Annotated in this window: 16 protein-coding genes; 11 read left to right on the top strand and 5 right to left on the bottom strand. The window is 73.2% G+C overall.

From position 1 onward, the window contains the following. Positions 1-11: 11 nt before the first annotated feature. A complete protein-coding gene (locus OHS33_RS34135) occupies positions 12-1007 on the bottom strand; it encodes a hypothetical protein (RefSeq protein ID WP_330334289.1) in 996 nt (331 codons plus the stop codon). Positions 1008-1132: 125 nt separating this feature from the next. On the opposite strand from OHS33_RS34135, the gene OHS33_RS34130 reads away from it, so the two are divergent. Continuing rightward, on the top strand, positions 1133-1525 hold the full coding sequence (locus OHS33_RS34130; RefSeq protein WP_330334288.1) for a hypothetical protein: 393 nt from the start codon (positions 1133-1135) through the stop codon (positions 1523-1525). 8 nt (positions 1526-1533) lie between these two features. On the opposite strand, the gene OHS33_RS34125 is transcribed toward OHS33_RS34130, so the two are convergent. Further along, positions 1534-2556 carry an alpha/beta hydrolase gene (locus OHS33_RS34125; RefSeq protein WP_330334287.1) on the bottom strand — a complete coding sequence of 341 codons (1023 nt, stop codon included), beginning with the start codon at positions 2554-2556 and terminating at the stop codon, positions 1534-1536. A 63-nt stretch (positions 2557-2619) separates the two neighbouring features. On the opposite strand from OHS33_RS34125, the gene OHS33_RS34120 reads away from it, so the two are divergent. Together OHS33_RS34120 and OHS33_RS34115 are read left to right on the top strand one after the other, a co-directional pair. Next, positions 2620-3900, top strand: a complete 1281-nt coding sequence (locus tag OHS33_RS34120) for a VWA domain-containing protein (RefSeq protein ID WP_330334286.1) — start codon at positions 2620-2622, stop codon at positions 3898-3900. Continuing rightward, positions 3900-4730, top strand: a complete 831-nt coding sequence (locus OHS33_RS34115; protein ID WP_330334285.1) for a hypothetical protein — start codon at positions 3900-3902, stop codon at positions 4728-4730. Before OHS33_RS34120 ends, OHS33_RS34115 begins: the two co-directional genes overlap by 1 nt. An 84-nt stretch (positions 4731-4814) precedes the next feature. Here OHS33_RS34115 and OHS33_RS34110 read toward each other — a convergent pair whose 3' ends face one another. Further along, on the bottom strand, positions 4815-6665 hold the full coding sequence (locus OHS33_RS34110) for a CocE/NonD family hydrolase (protein ID WP_330334284.1): 1851 nt from the start codon (positions 6663-6665) through the stop codon (positions 4815-4817). Positions 6666-6999: 334 nt separating this feature from the next. Beyond that, entirely contained in the window at positions 7000-8493 is a 1494-nt protein-coding gene (locus OHS33_RS34105) for an FAD-dependent monooxygenase (protein ID WP_330334283.1), read from the bottom strand. A gap of 38 nt (positions 8494-8531) precedes the next feature. Between OHS33_RS34105 and OHS33_RS34100 the strand changes: the two genes are divergently transcribed. Both OHS33_RS34100 and katG read left to right on the top strand, forming a co-directional pair. After that, positions 8532-9287 (top strand): TetR/AcrR family transcriptional regulator C-terminal domain-containing protein, encoded by a 756-nt coding sequence (locus OHS33_RS34100; RefSeq protein WP_330334282.1) that lies wholly within the window; start codon positions 8532-8534, stop codon positions 9285-9287. Between the two features lie 112 nt (positions 9288-9399). Continuing rightward, entirely contained in the window at positions 9400-11589 is a 2190-nt protein-coding gene (katG, locus tag OHS33_RS34095; protein WP_330334281.1) for a catalase/peroxidase HPI, read from the top strand. Positions 11590-11645: 56 nt separating this feature from the next. On the opposite strand, the gene OHS33_RS34090 is transcribed toward katG, so the two are convergent. Beyond that, on the bottom strand, positions 11646-12464 hold the full coding sequence (locus OHS33_RS34090) for an N-formylglutamate amidohydrolase (protein ID WP_330334280.1): 819 nt from the start codon (positions 12462-12464) through the stop codon (positions 11646-11648). Positions 12465-12503: 39 nt separating this feature from the next. On the opposite strand from OHS33_RS34090, the gene OHS33_RS34085 reads away from it, so the two are divergent. From OHS33_RS34085 to OHS33_RS34060, 6 genes are all read left to right on the top strand, one after another. Next, on the top strand, positions 12504-13955 hold the full coding sequence (locus tag OHS33_RS34085) for an amidase (protein ID WP_330334279.1): 1452 nt from the start codon (positions 12504-12506) through the stop codon (positions 13953-13955). 338 nt (positions 13956-14293) lie between these two features. Further along, the gene (locus OHS33_RS34080) at positions 14294-15559 is read left to right on the top strand and encodes a phenylacetate--CoA ligase family protein (protein WP_330334278.1); all 1266 of its coding nucleotides are present in this window, start codon (positions 14294-14296) and stop codon (positions 15557-15559) included. Beyond that, the gene (locus OHS33_RS34075) at positions 15556-16845 is read left to right on the top strand and encodes an MFS transporter (RefSeq protein ID WP_330334277.1); all 1290 of its coding nucleotides are present in this window, start codon (positions 15556-15558) and stop codon (positions 16843-16845) included. The genes OHS33_RS34080 and OHS33_RS34075 overlap by 4 nt, the downstream gene beginning before the upstream one ends. Next, on the top strand, positions 16842-18035 hold the full coding sequence (locus OHS33_RS34070) for a GNAT family N-acetyltransferase (protein ID WP_330334276.1): 1194 nt from the start codon (positions 16842-16844) through the stop codon (positions 18033-18035). Before OHS33_RS34075 ends, OHS33_RS34070 begins: the two co-directional genes overlap by 4 nt. Beyond that, a complete protein-coding gene (locus OHS33_RS34065; protein WP_330334275.1) occupies positions 18032-19180 on the top strand; it encodes a LuxE/PaaK family acyltransferase in 1149 nt (382 codons plus the stop codon). Before OHS33_RS34070 ends, OHS33_RS34065 begins: the two co-directional genes overlap by 4 nt. Next, a complete protein-coding gene (locus OHS33_RS34060; protein WP_330334274.1) occupies positions 19177-21702 on the top strand; it encodes an acyl-CoA reductase in 2526 nt (841 codons plus the stop codon). The genes OHS33_RS34065 and OHS33_RS34060 overlap by 4 nt, the downstream gene beginning before the upstream one ends. The last annotated feature ends 112 nt before the right edge of the window (positions 21703-21814 follow it).

Below are 21814 nucleotides of genomic sequence, written 5' to 3'. Positions count from 1 at the left end.
CTGGCGGCCGGTCAGCAGGTGGCCATCGCGAGTTCCGCGAAGTGGAGTTCGTACGGGCGCCGGTACGCGCCCTCGCCACCGATCATCAGGTCGGTGGCCCGGCGCACACCCGCGGCCTGCGCCGTGCGGACGATCAGGGAGGCCATGTCCGGGGCCCGCACCTCCCCGGGGCCGCCCGCGTCGACCCGCCACGGCGGCTCGCCGTCGTCCCCGGCCCGTATGTGCCCGGGCGGCAGCGACTCGCGCCGGGTCCAGCCCAGTCCGGCGGCCTTCTCGCCGCGCGCCGCGTCCTCGACCAGGTACTCGCAGTACCCGAGGTAGAGCCGGTCGTCGCAGACGATGTCGAACATGATGGGCGCCGCGTCACCGACCCGCCCGTACAGGGACAGGCTCTGGGACATCCCGGTCGCCACCGTCACCGCGGGCAGCGTCCGCAGGAACGCGCCGATCGAGAGCTTCAGGCCGTCCCAGTCACCGGCCGACTCCCACCGCGGGTGCTCCAGCGGTGCCCCGCTGCCCTCCAGGACTCCGACGAATCCCCGGCCGCCGAGCGCGTACCACGACTCCCACGGCGCGCTGGGCTGCAGCACCAACTCCGGTCCGGCCGGCCCGGCCCGGAGTTCCAGCGTCACCCCGTCCTGGCGCCAGCGCAGGAACGGGCTGCCCCACAGGGGCCGTCCTTCGCGCCGCCCGTACGGTCCGGTGCTCCCGTGGCTGCCGCCGTACGTGGCGTCCCCGAGCACGCCGCGCACCGCGTCGGCCGCCCGCCGGTACTCCACGGCCTGAGCGCGCGGCTCCGGTGCGGGGCGGCCCAACGGCACCACGACTTCCAGGAATTCCTCCAGCGGAGCCCATTCCCGCTCCCGGGCACCGACCGGGACGAGCACGGCGCCCCCGCCCGGCAGCCCGTCCACGAGCCGCCGCAAGTCCGCCTCGTTCCAGCGCAGACCGACGGCGCGGCCGGCCAGTTCCCGGGCGAGCACGCCCATCTCATCACTGCTGATCATGGCTCCATTGCTACCAGGTCCCTCTGACAGCCCAGAGGCCGGAGCCAGTAACGGGCCCGGCTGCTCGCGGGGCCTCTCCCGGACCCGCCTCAACCGGGCGCCGCCCCTGCGGGCAGACTGCGCACATGCAGCTCCCCGCCGAGGCCGTCGCCGCCACCGCACTGATCGAGGTCGTACGGATCTCCGCCGTGCCGACCGGGCCGGACGACCCCTACCCCGGCCCGGTGGTGGCCCACTGGACCGGGAGCGAGGCCGCCACCGCCCTGACCCTGATCGGGAGCCTGCCCGGCAGCGAGCAGCACCGCTGCGGGTTCTGGCCCGGCTGGGGCGTGCGGGCGTACGAGGACTCGCTCGACCAGGTGCTGTTCGAGGCGGCGTTCTGCTTCAGCTGCCACGAGGTCCGCATGCACGGAACGGCCGTCCCGGCCGGCCTGGCCAAGCAGTTCTTCCACCCGGACGCCCAGCCGGCCCGGGACCTGCTGGCCCTCTTCCGTGCGGCGGGGGCGGCGGGCCCGTAGCCGACCGCTCAGCGGGCCGGGCCGTCGGTCGCGGGTGGCCGGGTGAGGATGCGGCGGAGCCACTGGGTGCGGGCGGCGCGGGCATCCTGGCTGAGCGCGGCCGTGGGGGCGAGGGTGTCGAAGCCGTGGAAGGCGCCCGGCCACACGTGCAGTTCGGCTTGGCCACCGGCCTGCCAGAGCGCGTTGGCGTAGGCCACGGACTCGTCCCGTAAGGTCTCGGCCGAGCCGACGTCGATGTAGGCCGGGGGCAGCCCGGACAGGTCCGTGGCACGGGCGGCGGCCGCGTACGGCGGCACGTCGGCGGCGCCGTACCGGTCGCCCAGCAGCGCCTGCCACGCCGTCGCGTTGGAGGTGCGGTCCCAGGTGTCGAGGCCGGCCATCTGGTGGCTGGAGTGGGTGTCGTTGCGGTCGTCGAGCATGGGGCACATGAGCAGCTGCCCGATCGGGGCCGGCCCGCCGCGGTCGCGGGTGAGCAGGGCTAGCGCCGCGGCGAGTCCGCCGCCGGCGCTCTTCCCTCCGATCACGATGCGGTCCGCGTCGATGCCCGTCGCCGCCGCGTGCGCGGCCACCCAGCCGAGTCCGGCGTAGCAGTCCTCCAGCGGTCCGGGGTACCGCGTCCCCGGGGCCAGCCGGTATTCGACGGATACGACGGCCAGTTCCAGCGCGAGGGCCCATTCGCGCAGCAGCCTCGGCAGGACGGACCACGCGTTGCCCATGAGCATGCCGCCGCCGTGCATGTAGTACAGCAGCGGCAGCGTCCCGGTGCTCCCGGCGGGCCGTGCGCTCACCAGCGTGACGTCCTGCCCGGGCTCCGCTCCCGGCACGCGCAGCTCGCCGACCTCGAAGCGGCCGTCGGCCCGCAGTTCGCCGAGCGTCGGTCTGGGCCGGGCCGCGGCGTCCCGCCGCTGCCGGGCGGCGAGGTTCTCCGGGGTGAACGGCTCCCTCGCCCCGGCGCCCAAAGATTCCAGCGCCGCGCCGAGTTCGGGGTCGAAGGGGGGCGCGTTCCCGGGGAGCGCTCGCGGGTGGTCCATACGGGGCAGTCAACCACGCCGCCCCGTTTTGGATTGCCGGGAGATCCTCAATACGATCCGGCGATGATCACAAGAAAACGGCTGGCTGCCGGGGCGTGCGGCCTGCTCGCCGCCCTGGCGGTCGGGCTCTTCCCGGCGAGCGCCGTCGCCGCAGACGGACCAACGGCCAAGGAGCCTCCCAAGGTCGACCTCGTCCTGGACGTCAGCGGCTCCATGCGGGCGACCGACATCGACGGTCAGTCCCGGATGGCGGCGGCGAAGCAGGCCTTCAACGAGGTCATCGACGCGGTGCCGGACGAGGTGCGGCTCGGCATACGGACCCTGGGGGCCACCTACGCCGGTGAGGACAAGGCGCTCGGCTGCAAGGACACCAAGCAGCTGTACCCGGTCGGGCCGTTGAACCGGACCGAGGCGAAGACCGCCGTGGCCACGCTGGCTCCCACCGGGTGGACACCGATCGGTCCGGCCCTGCTCGCCGCCGCCCAGGACCTCGACGGCGGGGGTGCCACCAAGCGGATCGTGCTGATCACCGACGGCGAGGACACCTGCGCGCCGCTCGACCCCTGCGAGGTGGCCCGGGACATCGCGGCCAAGGGCATCCACCTCACCATCGACACCCTCGGCCTGGTCCCCGACGCCAAGACGCGTGCGCAGCTGACCTGTATCGCGGAGGCCACCGGCGGTACGTACACCGCGGTGCAGCACAAGGCCGAACTGTCCGGCCGGGTACGCCAATTGGTCGACCGGGCGGCTGATCCGGTGGTCAACCCGGTGGCGACCGAGGGTGCGAAGCAGTGCGCGGGCGCGCCGCAGCTGAAGGCCGGTCTCTACAGCGACCGCGAGACCTTCGGCGAGCACCGCTGGTACCGGGTGGACGTCAAGCCCGGTCAGGAGCTGCGGGCTTCGGTGAGCATCGCCGCCGACCGCGCCGTCAACAACGACTACGGCGTCCTGTTGCGGGCGACGACCGTCCACGGGCGGGAGATCGTACGAGGGGCGGAGGCGGGTGACGGGCGCACCGACGTCGTCTCGACCGGCCTGCGCTATCCGAAGGCTGCCGGCGACGACGACACGGGCAAGGACGCCTCGCCGACGGCCGAGACCGTGTGCATCCAGGTCAGCAACTCCTTCTCGGCGTCCCCGTCCGTGAAGACCGCTCCCGGCATGCCCGTCGAGCTGACCATCGATCTGGTGGACGGCCCGGACGGGGCGTCGGACGCCGCCGCCTTCGGGCTCGGGCACGGCTGGTGGCTGCTGGGCGTGCTGGTGCTGACCGGGCTGCTGGCCGGTCTGGTGTGGGGCTGGGTCTCGCGCTGGCGAATCTCCGTCTGGAGGACCAACTGATGCGCACTGTAAGTAGATTGACCGCGGCTCTGCTCGCGGGTACCGCCGCCCTCGCGGTGGCGGGATCGGCCTCGCCGGCGGTGGCGGACACCCCCGCGCCTTCCGGCCCGAGCTCCACCCCGGGTTCCGGCAAGGGCGGCGCGTCCGGGGCATCGTCCGGTGCGTCGGCTCCGACCGAGGCGGGCACGAGTTTCCGTACGGCCGCCGCGTTCCGTCCGGGCCAGCAGGCCACGGCCGCCGCGTCCACCGGGGACTACCTGTACTGGGTGCTGCCCGTCGACGCGCAGCAGCGGGTGACGGTGAGGGCGACGGTCACGCTGCCCGAGTCCGCGGCCCGGCACGGCGCCTCGACCTGGCAGCTCGACGTGTACGACGGACTGCGCCGCCGCCAGGCGTGCACCTACGGCACGCAGCAGCGGGCGGCGGCGAAGGAAGCGGCCTCGGTCGAGCTGTCCTGCACGCTGCGCACGGTGCGTGCCGCGGCCGAGCCGTGGGCCAACGACCCGCTGCCGGGGAGCTATTACGTACGCCTGACGGTCGTGTCCCTCAAGGACGAGGACCTCGGCCTGCCGGTACGGGCGTCGGTCGAGGCCGCCGTGACGGAGACGGGCGGCGCCACCGCCGTGGACGGAGCGCTCGCCGCGCCGCTGGTCCCCGCCACGGTGACCGGATCGCTGCGCGAGCCGGAGGACGGCTGGTCCGGCGGCTGGTGGTCCGACCGCTGGATCTGGACCGCGGCGGGCGGTGTGCTCGGGGCCCTCGCGGGCCTCTTCGGGTACTCCCTGACGCGCGGCTCGGGCCGCCCGTCCCGGGTGCGTACGTCCTCCTGAGCGGGCGGGCCGGCGCGCGGCGGGCGGGCGCCGCGGTCCGGGGGGCTTTCCCCCACGGGCCGCGGCGCCGCCCGCACCACCGGGCTAGCCGAGCGGCAGGTCCAGGTAGGACGGGTCGGTGTCGGACGAGCTGATCGTGGTGGTGCTGCCCTCGACTCCGGCGTGCGAGTACAGCTGGTCCCGGCTGTTGACCACCAGGGCGAGGCGGTGGCCGTCGGGCAGGTCGTAGGCGGCGGCCTGCAGGGGCCAGTCGACGGTGGTGTCCTGGTCCGGGGTGAGGGCCGTCAGGGTGTAGGGCTCGTGGGCGATGATCCGGGCGGTATTGCCGTCCGGGTCGATGTCGAAGAGGTAGGCCACCAGGGTCGCGGAGGCGGCCGTACTGCGTACGGTCAGGTGCACCCGCGGGATGCCCCGGACCCGGCGGCCGGAGCCGCCCTCCGCGGTGGCGGCCAGCGGTTCGGTGCTCCAGACGAGGAGTTTCTGCCGGTTGAACTTCTCGGTCTCGTAGATCTTCGGGTTGCCCTTCCACTCGGCCTGGCCGGTGGTCATGACGGCGTCGACGGCGGTGGCCTCGGTCAGGCTCCCGGCGAAGAACTCCCGTTGCCGGCCCGGGTTCGGAGCGGGGGCCAGAGCGGCCGTCAGAGCGCCGTCCTGGCCGCCGTCGGCGGAGTCGGCCAGGTACCAGCGCTCGACCCGGGTCGTCAGCTCGTCCCAGCTCTGCACCTGCTCGCGTACGGCGGGCCGAGTGATCACGTTCTGGCCGGTGCCGGGGTCCGGCTCGGTGAGGTAGGTGAACATGACCTGGTTGCTGACCGGGGACCAGTTGGGCACGTCGTTCTGGACCTCCAGCAGGTGGTGGTCCAGCCAGGCGAAGGCCTCGGCGACCGGCGTGTTAGGCCCGCTGAGCGGAATGGTGAGCCCGGCACCCTCCGGCGCCGCGTGGTCCCCGATCCACATGTTCAGCCGCTTGGGCACGGTCAGCTGGTTGAAGGTCTCCAGCACCTGGTTGACCGGGAAGAGGGTCTCGTGCCAGGTGTTGGAGAAGAAGGTCGGGATCTCCCGGCCGTTGGTGTCCTCCAGGTAGCGCTCCGGAGCGCGCTCCCAGCCCCAGTCCCGCACGCCGTCGAGGTTCTGGCCGAGGTCGAAGTCCTGCAGGATCTGCCGGGTCGCCTCGTCGAACTTGCGTTCCACGGGGCCGCCGGTGAAGTTCACCAGCGAGGTGACGGCCTGGAGGTGGCGGGTGTCGTGGTGCAGCAGGCTGGTGGCCAGGTTGCCCCAGGTGCTCAGCGCGACGACCGCCTTGACCCGCTCGCGGGGATCGTGCGCCGCGACGAGCTGGCTGATCCCGGATCCGTAGGATTCGCCGAGGAACCCGATCGAAGTCGGCTGGAAGAACTCCTCCGCGTAGTCGATGACCGACGAGCCGTCGGACCGGTCCAGGGGGCCCGCGACGTCGATGGTCCCGCCGGAGGTCCAGAAGGCGTCGATGTAGGCACCGCTGGGGGTCTGGGTGGTCAGGCCCAGTCCCCGCGGGGTGTACGCCAGTACGTGGTACCCCCTGAGCGCCAGCTGGAGGTGCGCGTACTCGAACAGCACCCAGCCGAACGGGGTCCAGCCGGACGGCACGATCACCAGGGGCCGCGGCTCGGCGGTGTTGAGCCGGATGGTGTGGGCGGAGAGCCGGGTCCCGTCCTCGGCGACGATCCGCGGGAATCCGACGGTGGCCACGCGCTGCACGTCGGCGACCAGCTTCTGCAGTTCGGGCGTGAGCACGCCCTGGGCGGCGTTGCCTTGCAGCGTGGCCACCAGCGCCTGGCCGACGTTGGCCGCGTCCTGGTTGACCGTCGTGCTGGATGCCCAGATCCCGCTGTCGGCGACCTGTGCCAGCTGTGCGGGGGTGAGCGGGCGGGCCGAATCGTCCTGGGATGCGTTCATGGTCTGTTCCCTTTCCTGCCGTTCGGGCGTGCCGGAGCACGGCGTGACATGCGTCAGGAACCGGAGGCGGAAACGAGGCCGGCCTCCGGGGCACCACGATCATGGAACCGGTGAAGTGAGCTGACACGGGCATCAGTTGGGGCACACAGTGAACCCTTGGTGGCTCTGTGTGACGCTAACACGACGCTTCGTCCGCTCTTCGGCGGTTCTGATACTTGGCCCGACTTCGACCCCGGCGGCCGAAACCGTCACCGCCGCCGGTCGGCCACGCCCTGACCCGACCCCCCGGCCCTGACGACCGCGGCCGCGGCGGCGGTTCGCCACCGCGGCCGGGCTACCCGCCTGTGCCGGCTGAGCCGCCCGAACCGCCGAACCGGGCGAGGTAGCGGGACAGACCGGCCGTGTCCTCGCCCGCCCAGCCGACGTATCCGTCGGGGCGGACCAGGAAGACCCCCTGGCCGTACGGCTCGTAGCCGCCGATCCGGTGGATCCGTACGAACTTGGCGTCAACGGGCGGGAGTTCGATGTCCGTGCCGACGGTGAGCAGGGTGAAGTGCGGGCCCCGGAACAGGTCGAAGAGCCTGCGGCCGTCCGGGAGCGGGCCGTCGGGGGCGCGGTCGCCCGCCTCCAGGGCGCCCGCCGAGCCCTCGGAGAGCGGGCCTCCCCGGTAGCCCAGCCCGAGCTGGCGCCCGGCCTTCCCGCGTTCCTCCTCGCCCCGGTGGATCCGGGTCGACAGGCCGAGCATCTGTGCGGCGACGGGCGCGCGCTCGTGGTGGTACGTGTGCAGGAGCGCCGGGTCCGCGCCGTGGCGCAGGATCTGGCCGAGCTTCCAGCCGAGGTTGTAGGCGTCCTGGACGCTGGTGTTGAGGCCCTGCCCGCCCGCCGGGGAGTGCACGTGGGCCGCGTCCCCCGCGAGCAGGACCCGGCCGGCGCGGAAGCGGTCGGCCATGGCCGCGCGCGGCCGGAAGTCCGAGGCCCAGCGGACCTCGGTGACGTCCCGCGCGCTCAGGTGGGTGCGGGCGGCGACGACGGCGGGGACATCGAGGTCGTCGGTGCGCGCGACGAGCTGGTAATCGTCGGTGCCGGGCAGCGGACAGAGCGCGGCGAAACCGCCGTCCTCGCCTGGGAAGAGGTGCCAGTGGTCGCGGTCCAGGGCGCCGGGGCGCAGCCGGATGTCGGCGACGAGCATCGGATCGGGGGCCATGCCCTCCCCGCTCGGAGCGGTCATGGCGATGCCCACGGCCTGGCGGACGAGGGAACGGCCCCCGTCGGCGGCGACCAGATAGGCGGCGCGCACCTCGCTGCCGTCGGAGAGCCGCGCGGTCACCCCGGCGGAGTCCTGGGCGAGGCCGGTCAGGGCGGTTCCGAAGGCGACCCGGCCGCCCAGTGCGGTGAGGCGTTCGAAGAGGATCTGCTGCGTACGCCACTGCGGGAGCAGCCGGGCGCGCGGATGGGGCTCGGTGTCGGTGGGGCCGCCGATCCCGCTGTCGCCGAGCATGTCGCGCTCGCCCACCGGCTTTCCGTCCTGCCAGATCCGGCCCATGAGCGCGGTGGCGCTGTGGGCCAGCACCGCGTCGCCGACGCCGAGGTCGTCGAGGACCTCCAGGGTGCGCGGCTGGAGTCCCTTGCCGCGCGACCCGGGGAAGAGGGTGTCGGACCGTTCGAGGACGAGGGCGTGGACGCCGCGGCGGGTGAGGTCGATGGCGAGGGCCAGCCCGGTGGGGCCCGCGCCGACGACCACCACGTCGGGGGCCGGTACGCCGGAAGCCGCAGTACCGGGAGCCGCAGTACCGGGAGCCGGTTCCTTAACGTTGTTAAGTGAGGTCATGACCACGAGAGTGGGCTTAACACTGTTAAGTTGTCAAGGTGGCGAGAGAACGAGAAGCGAAACCCGCGCTCCCGGGCCCCAAGCCCGAGCGCACCCGGCTCGACCGCGCGACGGTGGCGGCGACCGCCCTGCGCCTGCTCGGCGAGGTCGGCCTCGAAGGCCTCACCCTGCGGGCCATCGCCAAGGAGCTGGACGTCAAGGCACCGGCCCTGTACTGGCATTTCAAGGACAAGCAGGCGCTGCTCGACGAGATGGCCACCGAGATGTTCCGCCGGATGACGGCGGACCTGGCGACGGCCGTCCGCCCGCCGCGCGACTGGCGCGAGGCCCTGGAGGCCGCGATGCGCGGGCTGCGCGAACACCTGCTGCGCTACCGCGACGGCGCCAAGGTCTACAGCGGTACGCACTTCACGGACATGAGTTTCGCCGCCCCCATGGAGGCCCATCTACGAACCCTGGTCGCCGGCGGTTTCACCGCCGCCGGGGCCGCCCGCGCCTGGTTCACCGCCTACAGCTACACCATCGGGTACGTGATCGAGGAGCAGTCCATGGGCCCGCTGCCCGGCGCGGACGGCGAGGGCTACGACCTGGAGGCCCGCGCCGCCCGCCTCGCGGACTACCCGCTGACGACCGCCGCGGGCCCGGCGATGTTCCGCGACCGCGACGCCGGTTTCGAAGCGGGCCTCACGGCGGTGCTCTCGGGCATCGGCGCGACACTGCTCCCGGCGCCGCCCGCACCGGACGCGCGTACGCCGCCCGACCCCACGGCCCCGCCGGGGCACCCCCTCGGGTGAATGCCTCGACCGATGGTTATACGGGCGCGCCCTGCGTGTTCTCGCCGCTGTACGGGTGGTGGTGCGCGACCATACGGCCGAGGGAAACACCGAGACAGGAAGAAGGACGGACGTGTCCGGCAGCGAAAGCGAGAACCCAGTCATCCCCGCCCCGGCCCCCACGTCGACTCGCCCCCGGGCGAACCAGGACTGGTGGCCGAATCAGCTCGACCTGCAGGTTCTCCATCAGCATTCGCCTCGGTCCAACCCGATGGGCGAGGACTTCGACTACGCCAAGGAATTCGCGACCCTGGACCTCGACGCCCTGAAGCGGGACGTCTTCGAGGTGATGACGGCGTCACAGGACTGGTGGCCCGCCGACTACGGGCACTACGGACCGCTCTTCATCCGGATGAGCTGGCACTCCGCCGGCACGTACCGCATCGCGGACGGCCGGGGCGGCGGCGGCGCGGGCGCCCAGCGTTTCGCCCCCCTCAACAGCTGGCCGGACAACGCGAGCCTCGACAAGGCGCGCCGACTGCTGTGGCCGGTCAAGCAGAAGTACGGGCGGAAGATCTCCTGGGCCGACCTCCTGGTGTTCGCCGGCAACTGTGCGATCGAATCCATGGGGTTGAAGACCTTCGGGTTCGGCTTCGGGCGCGAGGACGTCTGGGAGCCCGAGGAGATCTTCTGGGGGCCCGAGGACACCTGGCTCGGTGACGAGCGGTACAGCGGCGACCGGGAACTCTCCAATCCGCTCGGCGCCGTGCAGATGGGGCTGATCTACGTCAATCCGGAGGGGCCCAACGGCAATCCGGATCCGATGGCCGCCGCCAAGGACATCCGCGAGACGTTCGCACGGATGGCGATGAACGACGAGGAGACGGCCGCCCTCATCATCGGCGGTCACACCTTCGGCAAGTGCCACGGTGCGGTCGGCGCCGAGTACATCGGTCCGGAGCCCGAGGCCTGCCCGATGGAGCAGCAGGGCCTCGGCTGGCGGAACACGCACGGCAGCGGCGCGGGCGCCGACGCGCTCACCAGCGGGCTGGAGGGTGCGTGGACCACCTCGCCGGTCACCTGGGACAACGGGTACCTGGACAACCTGTTCCGGTACGACTGGGAGCTGACGACCAGTCCGGCCGGCGCGCAGCAGTGGAAGCCGACCGACCCCTCGGCCGCGGGCACGGTGCCCGACGCGCACGATCCGTCGAAGCGGCACGCTCCGATGATGCTGACCACGGACCTCGCGCTGAAGTTCGATCCCGTCTACGCGCCGATCGCGAAGAGCTTCCACGAGAACCCGGACAAGCTCGCGGACGCCTTCGCCAGGGCCTGGTACAAGCTGCTGCACCGCGACATGGGGCCGCTTTCGCGCTACCTCGGTCCGTGGACCGCGGCGCCCCAGCTGTGGCAGGACCCCGTCCCCGAGGCCGATCACGCGCTGGTGTCGGACGCGGACGTCGCCGCCCTCAAGGCGAAGATCCTCGCCTCGGGCCTGACCGTGTCCCAACTGGTCAGCACCGCCTGGGCGTCGGCGGCCAGCTTCCGAGGCACCGACAAGCGCGGCGGGGCCAACGGGGCCCGGATCCGGCTCGCACCGCAGAAGGACTGGGCGGTCAACGACCGGCCCGAGGTGGCCGGGACGCTGCGGAGCCTCGAACAGATCCAGCAGGACTTCAACAACTCCGCAACCGGCGGGACGAAGATCTCGCTCGCCGACCTGATCGTCCTGGGCGGCTGCGCGGGCGTCGAACAGGCCGCGAAGCAGGCCGGGTTCGCGGTCACGGTCCCGTTCGCGCCGGGGCGTACGGACGCCTCGCAGGAGCAGACCGACGTGGAGTCCTTCGCCGTGCTCGAACCCGCGGCGGACGGGTTCCGCAACTACCTCCGCGCGGGAGAGAAGCTGTCGCCGGAGACGCTCCTCCTGGACCGGGCCGTGATGCTGACCCTCACCGCACCCGAGATGACGGTCCTGACCGGTGGCATGCGGGCCCTCGACACCGGCTTCGCGGGGTCCCGGCACGGCGCCTTCACCGACCGGCCGGAGACCCTGACCAACGACTTCTTCGTCAACCTGCTGGACATGGCTACGGAGTGGAAGGCGTCGGCCACGGCGGAGAACGTGTTCGAGGGCCGGGACCGCGCCACCGGCAAGGTCAGGTGGACCGCCACCGCGGTCGACCTCGTCTTCGGTTCGCACGCCCAGCTGCGGGCGCTGTCGGAGGTCTACGCGTCCGCGGACGCGGGAGAGAAGTTCGTGCGTGACTTCGTGGCGGCGTGGGACAAGGTGATGAACCTCGACCGGTTCGACCTCGCCTGAGCCCGACGGGGTTCCCGGCAGGCCGCCCTGCGCGGCCTGCCGGGAACCCACCGTCGCTACGGCTGCACCGCGCCCACGAGTTCGGCCAGGGACGACGCCAGGGTTTCCAGGCCTGGGCCCGCGGGGCCGCCCGGCTCGGTCATGTAGGTGTCCCGGCGGATCTCGACCATCAGCGCCTCGACCCGGGCGTCCTTTCCGTAGTGCCTCAGCGGCACGTACGTACCGGCGAAGGGGCTGTCGAGTCCCGTGCCTCCGAAGCCCGCGAAGGCCTTCTCGGCCGCGGCGAGGAGGGCGGCCGGGGTGTGGAAGGGGTCCGTGCCGAGGCAGACCGGGGGTCGGCCGCCCTCCCCGTGGAGTTCATACGGGAGGGGCTCCGTCGGGTACGAGTGCACGTCGATGATCACGGCCCGTCCGACGGCCTCCAGCCGCTCCTCCACGGCCCGGGTCAACGCCCGCGCGTACGGGTCGAAGTAGCGCTCGATCAACGGCCGGCCGTCGAAGCCGCCCGGCCGCAGGCGCTCCCGGTGAGTGGTGCGGGTGTACACCGCTCCCATGCCCACCGCCAGCATCTCCTCGCGCTCGTCGGGGAAGCGCTCGGGGTCGATGACGAGACGGGACAGCCCGTTGACGAACCTCCACGGGGCGAGGGTGCAGGCGGCCGCCGCCGCTGCCGCGATGTCGGCCGTGTGCGCATCGGTGATGTGGTCCAACTCCCGCTCCAGTGCCGCGTCGTCCAGCACAATGTCGCCGCGGACGGACTCCGGGATGACCCGCGAGGAGTGCGGCACGTGCAGGATCACCGGCGACGCGGCGGCGCCGGGAAGGAGCTGGAAGGAGCTGGAAGGAGGCGGGGAAGCCGCGGGCGAAAGATGCATGGTGCGCCTAGTCTAGGGACGAGCGAAGGGGTGGTTGCCATGGGTGGGAACGGCGCGCCGGGCGGGGACCGGACACGCGAACAGGACCGGGACGACGCGGAGTTGATGTTCCTGGGGGTGGAGCGGCAGGCCGAGCTGGTGCGCACCGGGAAGGTCACCTCCCGCACGCTCGTCGAGGCTTCGCTGCGCCGCATCGCCCGGATCGACCCCGCTCTCGGAGCCTTCCGCGTCGTCCTCGCCGAGCAGGCCCTGGCCGAGGCCGATGCGCGCGACGCGCAGAGCGCGGTCGGCCCGCTCCACGGCGTGCCCGTCGCCGTCAAGGACGAGCTGGATGTCGCCGGTCAGCACACCGGCTTCGGCGGAGCCGCCAACCGCACCCCGGTCGCCGCCGATTGCGAGGCCGTACGCCGCTTGCGCGCCGCCGGAGCCGTCGTGATCGGCAAGACCACCATGCCCGAATTCGGCCAGTGGCCCTTCACGGAGTCCGAGGCCCACGGCCACACCCGTAACCCCTGGGACACCACCCGCACCCCCGGCGGCTCCAGCGGCGGCAGCGCCGCGGCCGTCGCGGCCGGGCTGGTCGGGGCCGCGCTCGGCGGTGACGGCGGCGGTTCGATCCGCATCCCGGCCGCCTGCTGCGGGCTGTTCGGCCTCAAGCCGCAGCGCGGCCGGGTCTCCACCTCCCCGCACCCCCACCTCTGGTACGCGCTGGGCACGGTGGGCCCACTGACCCGCACCGTGCACGACACCGCCCTGCTCTATGACGTCCTCGCGGGCAGCACCCCCACCGACCGCTGGAGCGCCCGCCCCGCCGCCGAATCCTGGGTGGGGGCCCTGGAGTCAGCGCCCGGGCGGCTGCGCATCGGGTACTCCGCCACGCCCGCCGTGCCCGGGGTGCGCCCGGATCCCGAGCACGTCGGGGCGCTGCTGGAGACCGTACGGGCGCTGCGCGAGCTGGGTCACGACGTACGGGAGGTGCGCCCCCACTACCCGGACGCGACGGCTCCGTTCGTCGCCCAGTTCTGCGGCGGCGTACGGGCGGAGGCCGCCGCCGTCGAGCGGCCCGAGCTGCTGGAGCGGCGCACCCGCCGGGTCCTCGCGCTGGCCCGGGCGGTCCCCGAAGCCGCCGTGGAGCGCGGGATCCGGGCGGGCGAGCGGCTGGCGGCGCGCGCCGACCGGATGTTCACCAGCATGGACCTGCTGCTCACCCCGACGATCGCTGAACGCCCGCGCCCGGTCGGCGCGTTGGACGGAGCCGGGCTGCTCACGGCGATGGTCCGCTCGCGCCCGATGATCGCCTACACCGCGCTGTGGAACGTCACGGGCCACCCGGCCGCCTCCGTCCCGGCGGGTCACGGCGGCGACGGGCTGCCGCTCGCCGTGCAGCTGGTGGGCCGCCGCGACGACGAGGTGAGCGTGCTGCGGGTCGCGGCGCAGCTGGAGACGGCCCGGCCGTGGGCGCAGCGACGCCCCGCGCCGGCGCTGACGTGAAGCTGGAGGCGCACCGCAGGCAGTACGAGGCCCAGAAGCACCGTCAGGGCCCGGGCGCGAACTGACGTCCGCCCCGGCCCGGACATCAACCCCAGCGCCCCGAGCCACAAATACTGTCGCATACGGCCACCCTGGCCGGAAATCCTTGCCCAATTTGGTGACAGACGCACTGATGTTCCATCATCGTGACAGCGCGTCAGCTTTGGCGCGCGTCGAGGAGCCGGGGGCGCCGGGGGGTCCCCCGTTCACACCGGCCGAGCCCGCAGGCGAGTCTTCACCCTCGCCGCGCCGTGCCGCTGACGGCTCCCGTCCCGTTCCCGTCACCTAGGCAAAGGCCCATGTCCGCCCAGCAACTCTCGGACCTCATACGTTTCGCCCGTCACAACTCACCCTTTTACCAAGAGCTTTACGCGTCACTCCCGCCGCACGTCGACCGCCTCACCGACCTGCCGGTGGTCGACCAGCGGGAGTTCTGGGCGGCCAACGCCCTCCACGACAACCGCGTACTGACCGGCCCGCTCAGCGAGGCCACGGTCTACAAGACCGGCGGCACCACCGGGGCCCCCAAGTTCTCCGTCTACACGCGCGACGAGTGGCGCACCTTCGTCACCGCCTTCGGCCAGGGTCTCGTGGACACGGGCCTGCGTCCCGGGCACCGCGTCGCCGACCTCTTCTACGCCGGTGAGCTGTACGCGAGCTTCCTCTTCGTCCTCGACTCGCTCGCCCACGCGCCCGTGGACAACGTCCGGCTGCCGATCGGCGGTGCCGCGCCGCTGGAGTCGACGCTCCCCACGCTGCGCGATCTCGCCGCCCAGGTGCTGACCGGCACGCCCACCACCCTGTGCCGACTCGCCGAACAGGCCGTCGCCTCCGGTGTCCGGCTCGATTCGGTCGAATTGCTCCTCTTCGGCGGCGAGGCCCTCTTCGACGACCAGCGGCGGCTGCTCGCCACGGCGTTCCCCGGCGCCGAGGCCCGATCCGTGGGCTACGCCAGCGTCGACGCCGGGCTGCTCGGCCGCCCCGTACCCGGCGCCGACGCCCGGGTGCACCGGGCCTTCACCCCCCACTCGGTCGTCGAGATCCTCGACGACTGCACCGACGAGCCCGTCACCGAACCGGGGCGGCCCGGCCGGGTCGTCGTCACCAGCCTCTTCCGGCGGCTCATGCCGGTCATCCGCTACCCCGCGGGCGACCGGGCCGAGTGGACCGGCACCGGGCCGGGGCACTTCCGGATCCTCGGCCGCGCCGAGGAGGGCGTACGGGTGGGACCCGTCTCCCTCTACACCCAGGACGCCCAGGACGCCGTGGCCGCGGCGGACACCGCCGGACAGGTGGTCGGCGTACAGCTCGTGGTCCGCCGCTGGGAAGGCCGCGACGGGCTCGTCCTGCGGCTGGCGACGGCCCCCGGTGACGGGACCTCGCGCGAACCGCTGGCCAAGGCCGTCATCGCGGAACTGGAGAGCGTAAGGCCGCTGTACCCGGACAGTGTGCGCGCCGGGTTCGTGCACCCGCTGTCCGTGGAGTGGGTGCGCCACCGCGACCTCGCCGTCAACCCGCGCTCCGGCAAGCTCGTCCGGGTCCTCGACGAGAGGCCGACCGCATGAGCGCCCCGCTCGTCCTGCGCAACCGCGCCTTCGGCGCCGTGTGGCTCGGCCAGGTCCTCACCCAGGCCGCCGCGCGCATGTTCCAGGTCGGCGTGTCCTGGTGGATCGTCGCCTACGCCGTGCACGACGCCCGCGGTCTGGCCTCCGGGCTGTTCATGGCCGTCTGCACGCTGCCCGCCGTGGCGCTGGCGCCCGTCGTGGCGGGCGCCGTCGGCCGGTTCGCGCACCGCTCGGTCCTGCGGACCGCCGCCGCCCTGGCCGGGGCCGCCTCGGCCGTCCTGGCGCTGTGGGCGTACCTCGACGGCCCGCCCATCGCCGCGGTGTACGCCGCCGGCCTCGCCCTGGCCACCTGCCAGGCGTTCTTCGACCCCTGTCTGACCACGTCGGTGCCCGAACTCGTCGACGACGCCGACATCGAGACGGCCACCGGCTTCGAGCTGTCCACGCAGTCGCTGGCCGGTCTCGGCGGCGCCCTGCTCGGCGCCCTGACCGTCGACCGGGCCGGTGTGGCCGGGCTGGCCGTCGGCTGCGCGGCGGCCTACCTCGGCGCCGCCCTCCTCGTCGCGAGCGCCCGCTTCCGCACCACCGGGCCGCGGGCCGACGAGCCCGCGGCCACATCGGCACCCACGGCCACGGCGGCACCGCGCCGCACGCTGCGCCGCATCCTCGCCGAACTTCCCTACGTACGACGGATCCTGATCTGCTTCACCGCGGCGAACCTCTTCACCACCGCCGTGTTCGTCGTCATCCCCCTCTACACCCGCTCCGTCCTCGGCGGCGGTGGCGCCACCGTGGCCCTGCTGGAGGCCTCCCTCGGCACCGGCGCGCTCATCGGCGCCGTCACCGGCGCCCGGGTACCGGGGCGGCCCACGGTCGCCGGGGCCTGGTGCCTGGGTCTGATGGCCCTCGCCCTGGCGCTGCCCGGCCTGTTCGCGCACCGCCCGGTCATCGCGGGCTGCCTGGCGGTGGCGGGCTGGTGTGCCGGGGCCGTCAGCGTCCGTTTCGTGGCCCTCTTCCAGCGTCTGGTGCCCCCGGCGGACAAGCCCGGTTTCTTCGCCGTGATGCAGGCGGTACTGGGTGCCTCCCTGCCGGTGGCCTCGCTGCTGTTCGGCTTCGCCGGTGACCTCGTCTCGCCGCGGACCCTGTGCCTGGTGCAGGGCATCGGCCTGGTCCCCGCCGCCTGCGCACTGGCCCTGCTCGGCTCCCGGTCCCCCGCCCCCGAGCCGCCGGCCGCCGGGGACGCGGCCCCGGACCGGACCCCGGAACCCGTCGGAGGCGAGCGGTGAGCCCCACCAACACGCCTGTCGGCGCCCCGGCCATCACCCCCGCCATCACCCCGGTCATCACGCCCGCCGTCCGCGCGGACATCGCCGAACTGCGCCAGCTCTACTACGCCGTCTACGGACCTCACTACCCCGTGGCCCTCGGCACCGACCCCGCCGAAATGGCGCGGCTCATCGAGGATCCGCACTCCCTGTGGCTCGTCGGCCGCTGCCCGACCACCGGGGCCCTGACCGCGTCCGCCGCCATCCACGGCGAGGCGGGCAGCCGGATCGGCCGCCTGGAGGGCATCGCCGTACATCCCGGGCACCGCTCATCGGGCCTGGCCGCCGCCCTGACCGGGGCGTTGTGCGCCGGGATGCTGGACTCGGGGCGGCTGGACTCGGTGTACGCGACCGTGCGCACCGTCAGCGCCGGACCGCAGCGCGTCGTCGCGCGCAACGGCTTCCGCCCGCTGGGCATCCTGCCCAACGCGGTGGATCTCCGCAGCCGCGAAAGCCTCGCACTCTACGCGCGTCACTCCGCCGGGGTGCTGGACCGGCGGATCCCCGTCACCGAAGTCCCGGCCCCGCTGCTGCCCTTGCTGCGCACCGCCGGGACCGCGCTCGGCATCGGCTACCCCGGGGTCCGGTCCACCACCGGACCGCTCCCGGAACCCGCACCCCAGGACGAGGTGGAGCGGCTGGAGTTGATCGAGGCTCCCGCCTTCGTGCACCGCCGCTTCCGCGAGCACTTCCCGGGCGCGGAGGGCTGGTTCTACCCGCTGCACACGCCGAACGTGCTCCTCACCCCCGCCGACGGCCGGTTCGAGGTGTACGCCTACCTCAACCGCGCCGGCGGCTACTGCTCCCTGCTGACCGCGCACCCCGACCCGGCCGCCGCGGCCGCGTACCTGGAACCCGTCACCCGGGCCCTGGCCCGCGCGGGCGCCGGATACGTCGAGGCCCTGGTCCCGCTCGCCCAGCCGGAGGCCCTCTCGGCCTTCCTGGCCCACGGGTTCGTCGCCGGGGCCCTCTACCCGGCGATGCGCGCGGACGGCGACGGCTTCCACGACTACGCCGTCCTGTCCCGCTCCAGCGAGCGGATCGACTTCCGCGGCGTCGCCGTCGAACCGCCCCTCCAGCCCTATCTGGACTGCTACGCCTCCGCCTGGGCGGCGGCGCACCTGCCCACACCATCCGAGGTTGCCTCATGAACCCCCATCTCGCGCCGGTCGCCGTACCCGACCCGGCCCTCCTGCCGCACGTACAGCAGCTGTGCGACCTGACCGACCCGTACGCCTTCGGGCCCGCCGAGGACGCGCTGTTCGCCGCCGCCATGGCGGAGACGAACGCCTGGCACACCGGGCGTTCCCCCTTCTTCCGTTCGCTGTACGAGGCCACTCCCCCGGCGGAGCCCTACCGCGCGCCGCTGGTCCACGCGAACTTCTTCAAGCGGCACGAGGTGCTCTCCGTACCGCGCGAGGACGTCGAACTGCACCTGACCTCCTCCGGCACCACCGGCCAGAAGTCGCAGATGTTCTTCGACCACTGGACGATCCGCTCCGCGCAGCGCATGGTCGCCCGGATCTTCGAGCACAACGGCTGGATCACCCCGGACCAGGAGGTCAACTACCTCCTGTACAGCTATGAACCGGCCCCCTCGCTGAACCTGGGGACCGCCTTCACCGACAACTACCTGTGCGATTTCGCCCCGGCGCGCAGCGTCGAGTACGCGCTGCGCAACACCGGCGGCGACCACGAGTTCGACCCCTTCGGCTGCATCGCCGCGCTGCGCCGCTTCGAGCGGGAGGACGCCCCGGTGCGCATCCTCGGCTTCCCCGCCTTCCTCTTCTTCACCCTGGAGCGGATGCGGGCGATGGGGCTGCCTCCGCTGCGCCTGCCCGAGGGCTCCCTCGTCGTCCTCGGCGGCGGCTGGAAGGGGCACGCCGACCGGCGCATCGGCAAGGAGGAGCTGTACGCCCGGGTGACCGAGCAGCTCGGCATCCCGGGCGAGCGGATCCGGGACACCTTCGGCTCGGTGGAGCACTGCATCCCGTACATCGAGTGCGACCACCACCGGTTGCACGCCCCCGTCTGGTCCCGGGTGACGATCCGCTCCACCCGCACGCTGGAGCCGCTGCCGTACGGGGAGCGGGGCTACCTGCACCTGGTGTCGCCGTACATCACCTCGGTACCGGCGCAGAGCGTGGTCATGGGCGACCTGGCCTCCCTCCAGCCCGGCGAGGCCTGCGGCTGCGCACTGAAGACCCCCTGGTTCACCGTCCACGGCCGTGCCGGGGTGAGCCGCAACCGCAGCTGCGCGGTGGCCGCAGCGGAACTGATGAAGGGCATGGCGTGACCGTGACGCAGACCGAGACCGAACAGCACTTCTGGCAGGGCGCCTTCATCGGCGACGCCGAGGCCGGGCGGCGCCTCGCCGGGCTGCCGGACGCCGTCGAGGCAGCGCTGGGCACCGTACTGGAGACCGAGACCGTCCTGGCCGCCTGCGACGCCCTCGCCACCGCCCTGCGCGACCCCGCCCACCCGGTGCGCGCCCGGCTCGCCGCGCACCTGCCCGAGGGGGAGGACACGGCCGTCCTCGCCGAGCTGGGCGCCGCCCTCGACCGGCGGGAGCTGACCCGCAAGCTGCGCCGGGAACTCGGCGGCGCGACGCCGGGCCGGCTGAACCGGGCCGATCCGCGCGAGACGGTCTACGAGGCGTGGGCGCCCGTGGGCCTGGTCGCCCACATCGCCCCGGGCAACGCCGCGACGGTCGCTCCGCTGAGCCTCGTCGAGGGCCTGCTCGCCGGAAACGTCAATGTCCTGAAGACCAGCAGCGCCGACACCCTCCTGACCCAGCACGTGATGGCCGAGCTGGCGGACCTGGACCCCAGCGGCGCACTGGCCGCGCGCGTCGTCGTCCTGCGCTTCCCGTCCTCCCGGCAGGAGTGGCTGCGGCTGATGTGCGCGCCCGCGGACGCCGTCGCCGTCTGGGGCGGGGAGGGCGCCGTCGCGGGGATGGCGGCCCATGTGCCGCCCGGCTGCAGGCTGGTGGAGTGGGGGCACCGGATCTCCTTCGCGTACCTGACGCGCGACGCGTGGTCCGATGCGGGGACGCTCGACGCGCTCGCGCACGACGTGTGCCTGTACGAGCAGCAGGCGTGCTCCAGCCCCCAGGTGGTCTACCTCGACACCGAGGACGTGCAGGAGGTGTTCGCCTTCGCCGAGCGGTTCGCCTCCGTCCTGGCGGCGGCCCGGCCGCCGGCCGCCCCCGCGTCGGCGGGCGCCGCGGATCCGGCCGAGGACGCCGAACTCACCACCACCGAGCTGATGGCCCGGCTGGAGGAACACCTGGGCCTGACCCGGGTGTTCGCCGCGCCCGACGGTTCGTGGCGGGTGATGGCCGACACCAGGTCCCCGCTCACCGCCTCGCCGCTGCACCGCAGCGTGTGGGTGAAACCGCTGCCCCGCAAGCGGCTCATCGCGACCCTGCGCCCGATGCGCCGCTACCTCCAGACGGCGGGCCTCGCGGGCAGCCGGACCGACATCGCCGAACTCTCCCGCACCGCCCTGGCCGCGGGCGTCACCCGCGTCACTCCGGTCGGCGCCATGCTGGAGAGCTACGCGGGCGAGCCGCACGACGGCGTGTACGCCCTCCAGCGCTACAGCCGTCGCGTCGCGGTCCAGGCGGACCCGGACCGCTTCGCCACCACCGCCTGCCTGGACGACCTGGCCCGCCCCGTCGTCCTGCCGCCCCCCGCGGGCCCGTTGCTGGGCAAGGAGGACGTCCAGGAGCGGGGCCACGACGAACTGGCCCGGTCCGACGCGGAGTTGTTCTTCCGCAGCGGCGGCAGCACCGGCGCCCCGGCCCTGTCGGTCTTCAGTTACGACGACTACGACACCCAGATGCACGCCGCGGCCCGCGGGCTGCTCGCCGCCGGGTACGACCCGGTCGGGGACCGTACCGCCAACCTCTTCTACTGCGGCGCCATGTACGGCAGCTTCATCAGCTTCTTCTCCGTACTGGAACGGCTCGGCGGGGTGCAACTGCCCCTGTCCGCGGGCCCCGACCACCGGGCGACGGCGCAGGCGCTGATCGACCACGGGGCCGACACCCTCTTCGGGATGCCCTCCTACCTGTGGCAGCTGCTGCACGCGGAGGCGGACGCGCTGCGCGCCTACGGCGGCCTACGCAAGGTCTTCTACGGCGGCGAGCACTTCACGGCGGAGCAACAGCGGGTGCTGAAGGCCGATTTCGGCATCGAGGTCATCCGCTCGATCACCTACGGCAGCACCGACCTCGGCCCGCTCGGCTACCAGTGCACCGAGAGTTCCGGCGGTGTCCACCACCTGCACGCCGACCTGCACACCCTGGAGATCCTGGACCTGGCCGAGGACCGGCCGGTGTCCCCGGGCGAGACGGGCCGGCTGGTCTTCACCACGCACGCCCGGCGCGGCCAGCAGCTGGGCCGGTACGTGATCGGCGACCTCGGCCGGGAACTCCCGGGCCGCTGCCCGTGCGGGCGGCACGCGCCGCGCTTCGAGCTGAAGGGGCGCACCGGCGACGTGATGCGGGTGGCGACGTACTTCCTCAACCTCCGCCGCTTCTTGTCGCTGGCCGAGGAAGAGGGCGGCCACCGGGGTGAGTTGCAGATCCGGCTCGACGCCACGGACGTACGCGAGCGGCTCACCGTACGCGTCGAGCGGACCGCGTCGACGGATCCGGAGCGGCTGCGGGAGGTCTTCCTGGCCGGGTACCCGGAGCTGCGCTCCGCGGTGGCGGAGCGGCTGCTGGACCTGCTGGTCGAGGCGGTCGACGGCCCGTCACTGGACCGCAGCCCGACCAGCGGCAAACTCCTCTCGGTGGTGGACGCGCGGTAGCCCGTGACGGCGGCGAAGCCCTCGTTCCGTGAGATACCCGCGCCGTTCGCGGCGTGTTCAGCCCGTGGCCGCCGGTGTGCCCGACGCTGCGCCGGGAGCGTACACGCGCTCC

This window comes from Streptomyces sp. NBC_00536 (assembly GCF_036346295.1).
Taxonomy (GTDB): Bacteria; Actinomycetota; Actinomycetes; order Streptomycetales; family Streptomycetaceae; genus Streptomyces.
Note: the sequence above shows the minus strand (reverse complement) of the source record. Positions and strands in the feature narration are given on the sequence as shown.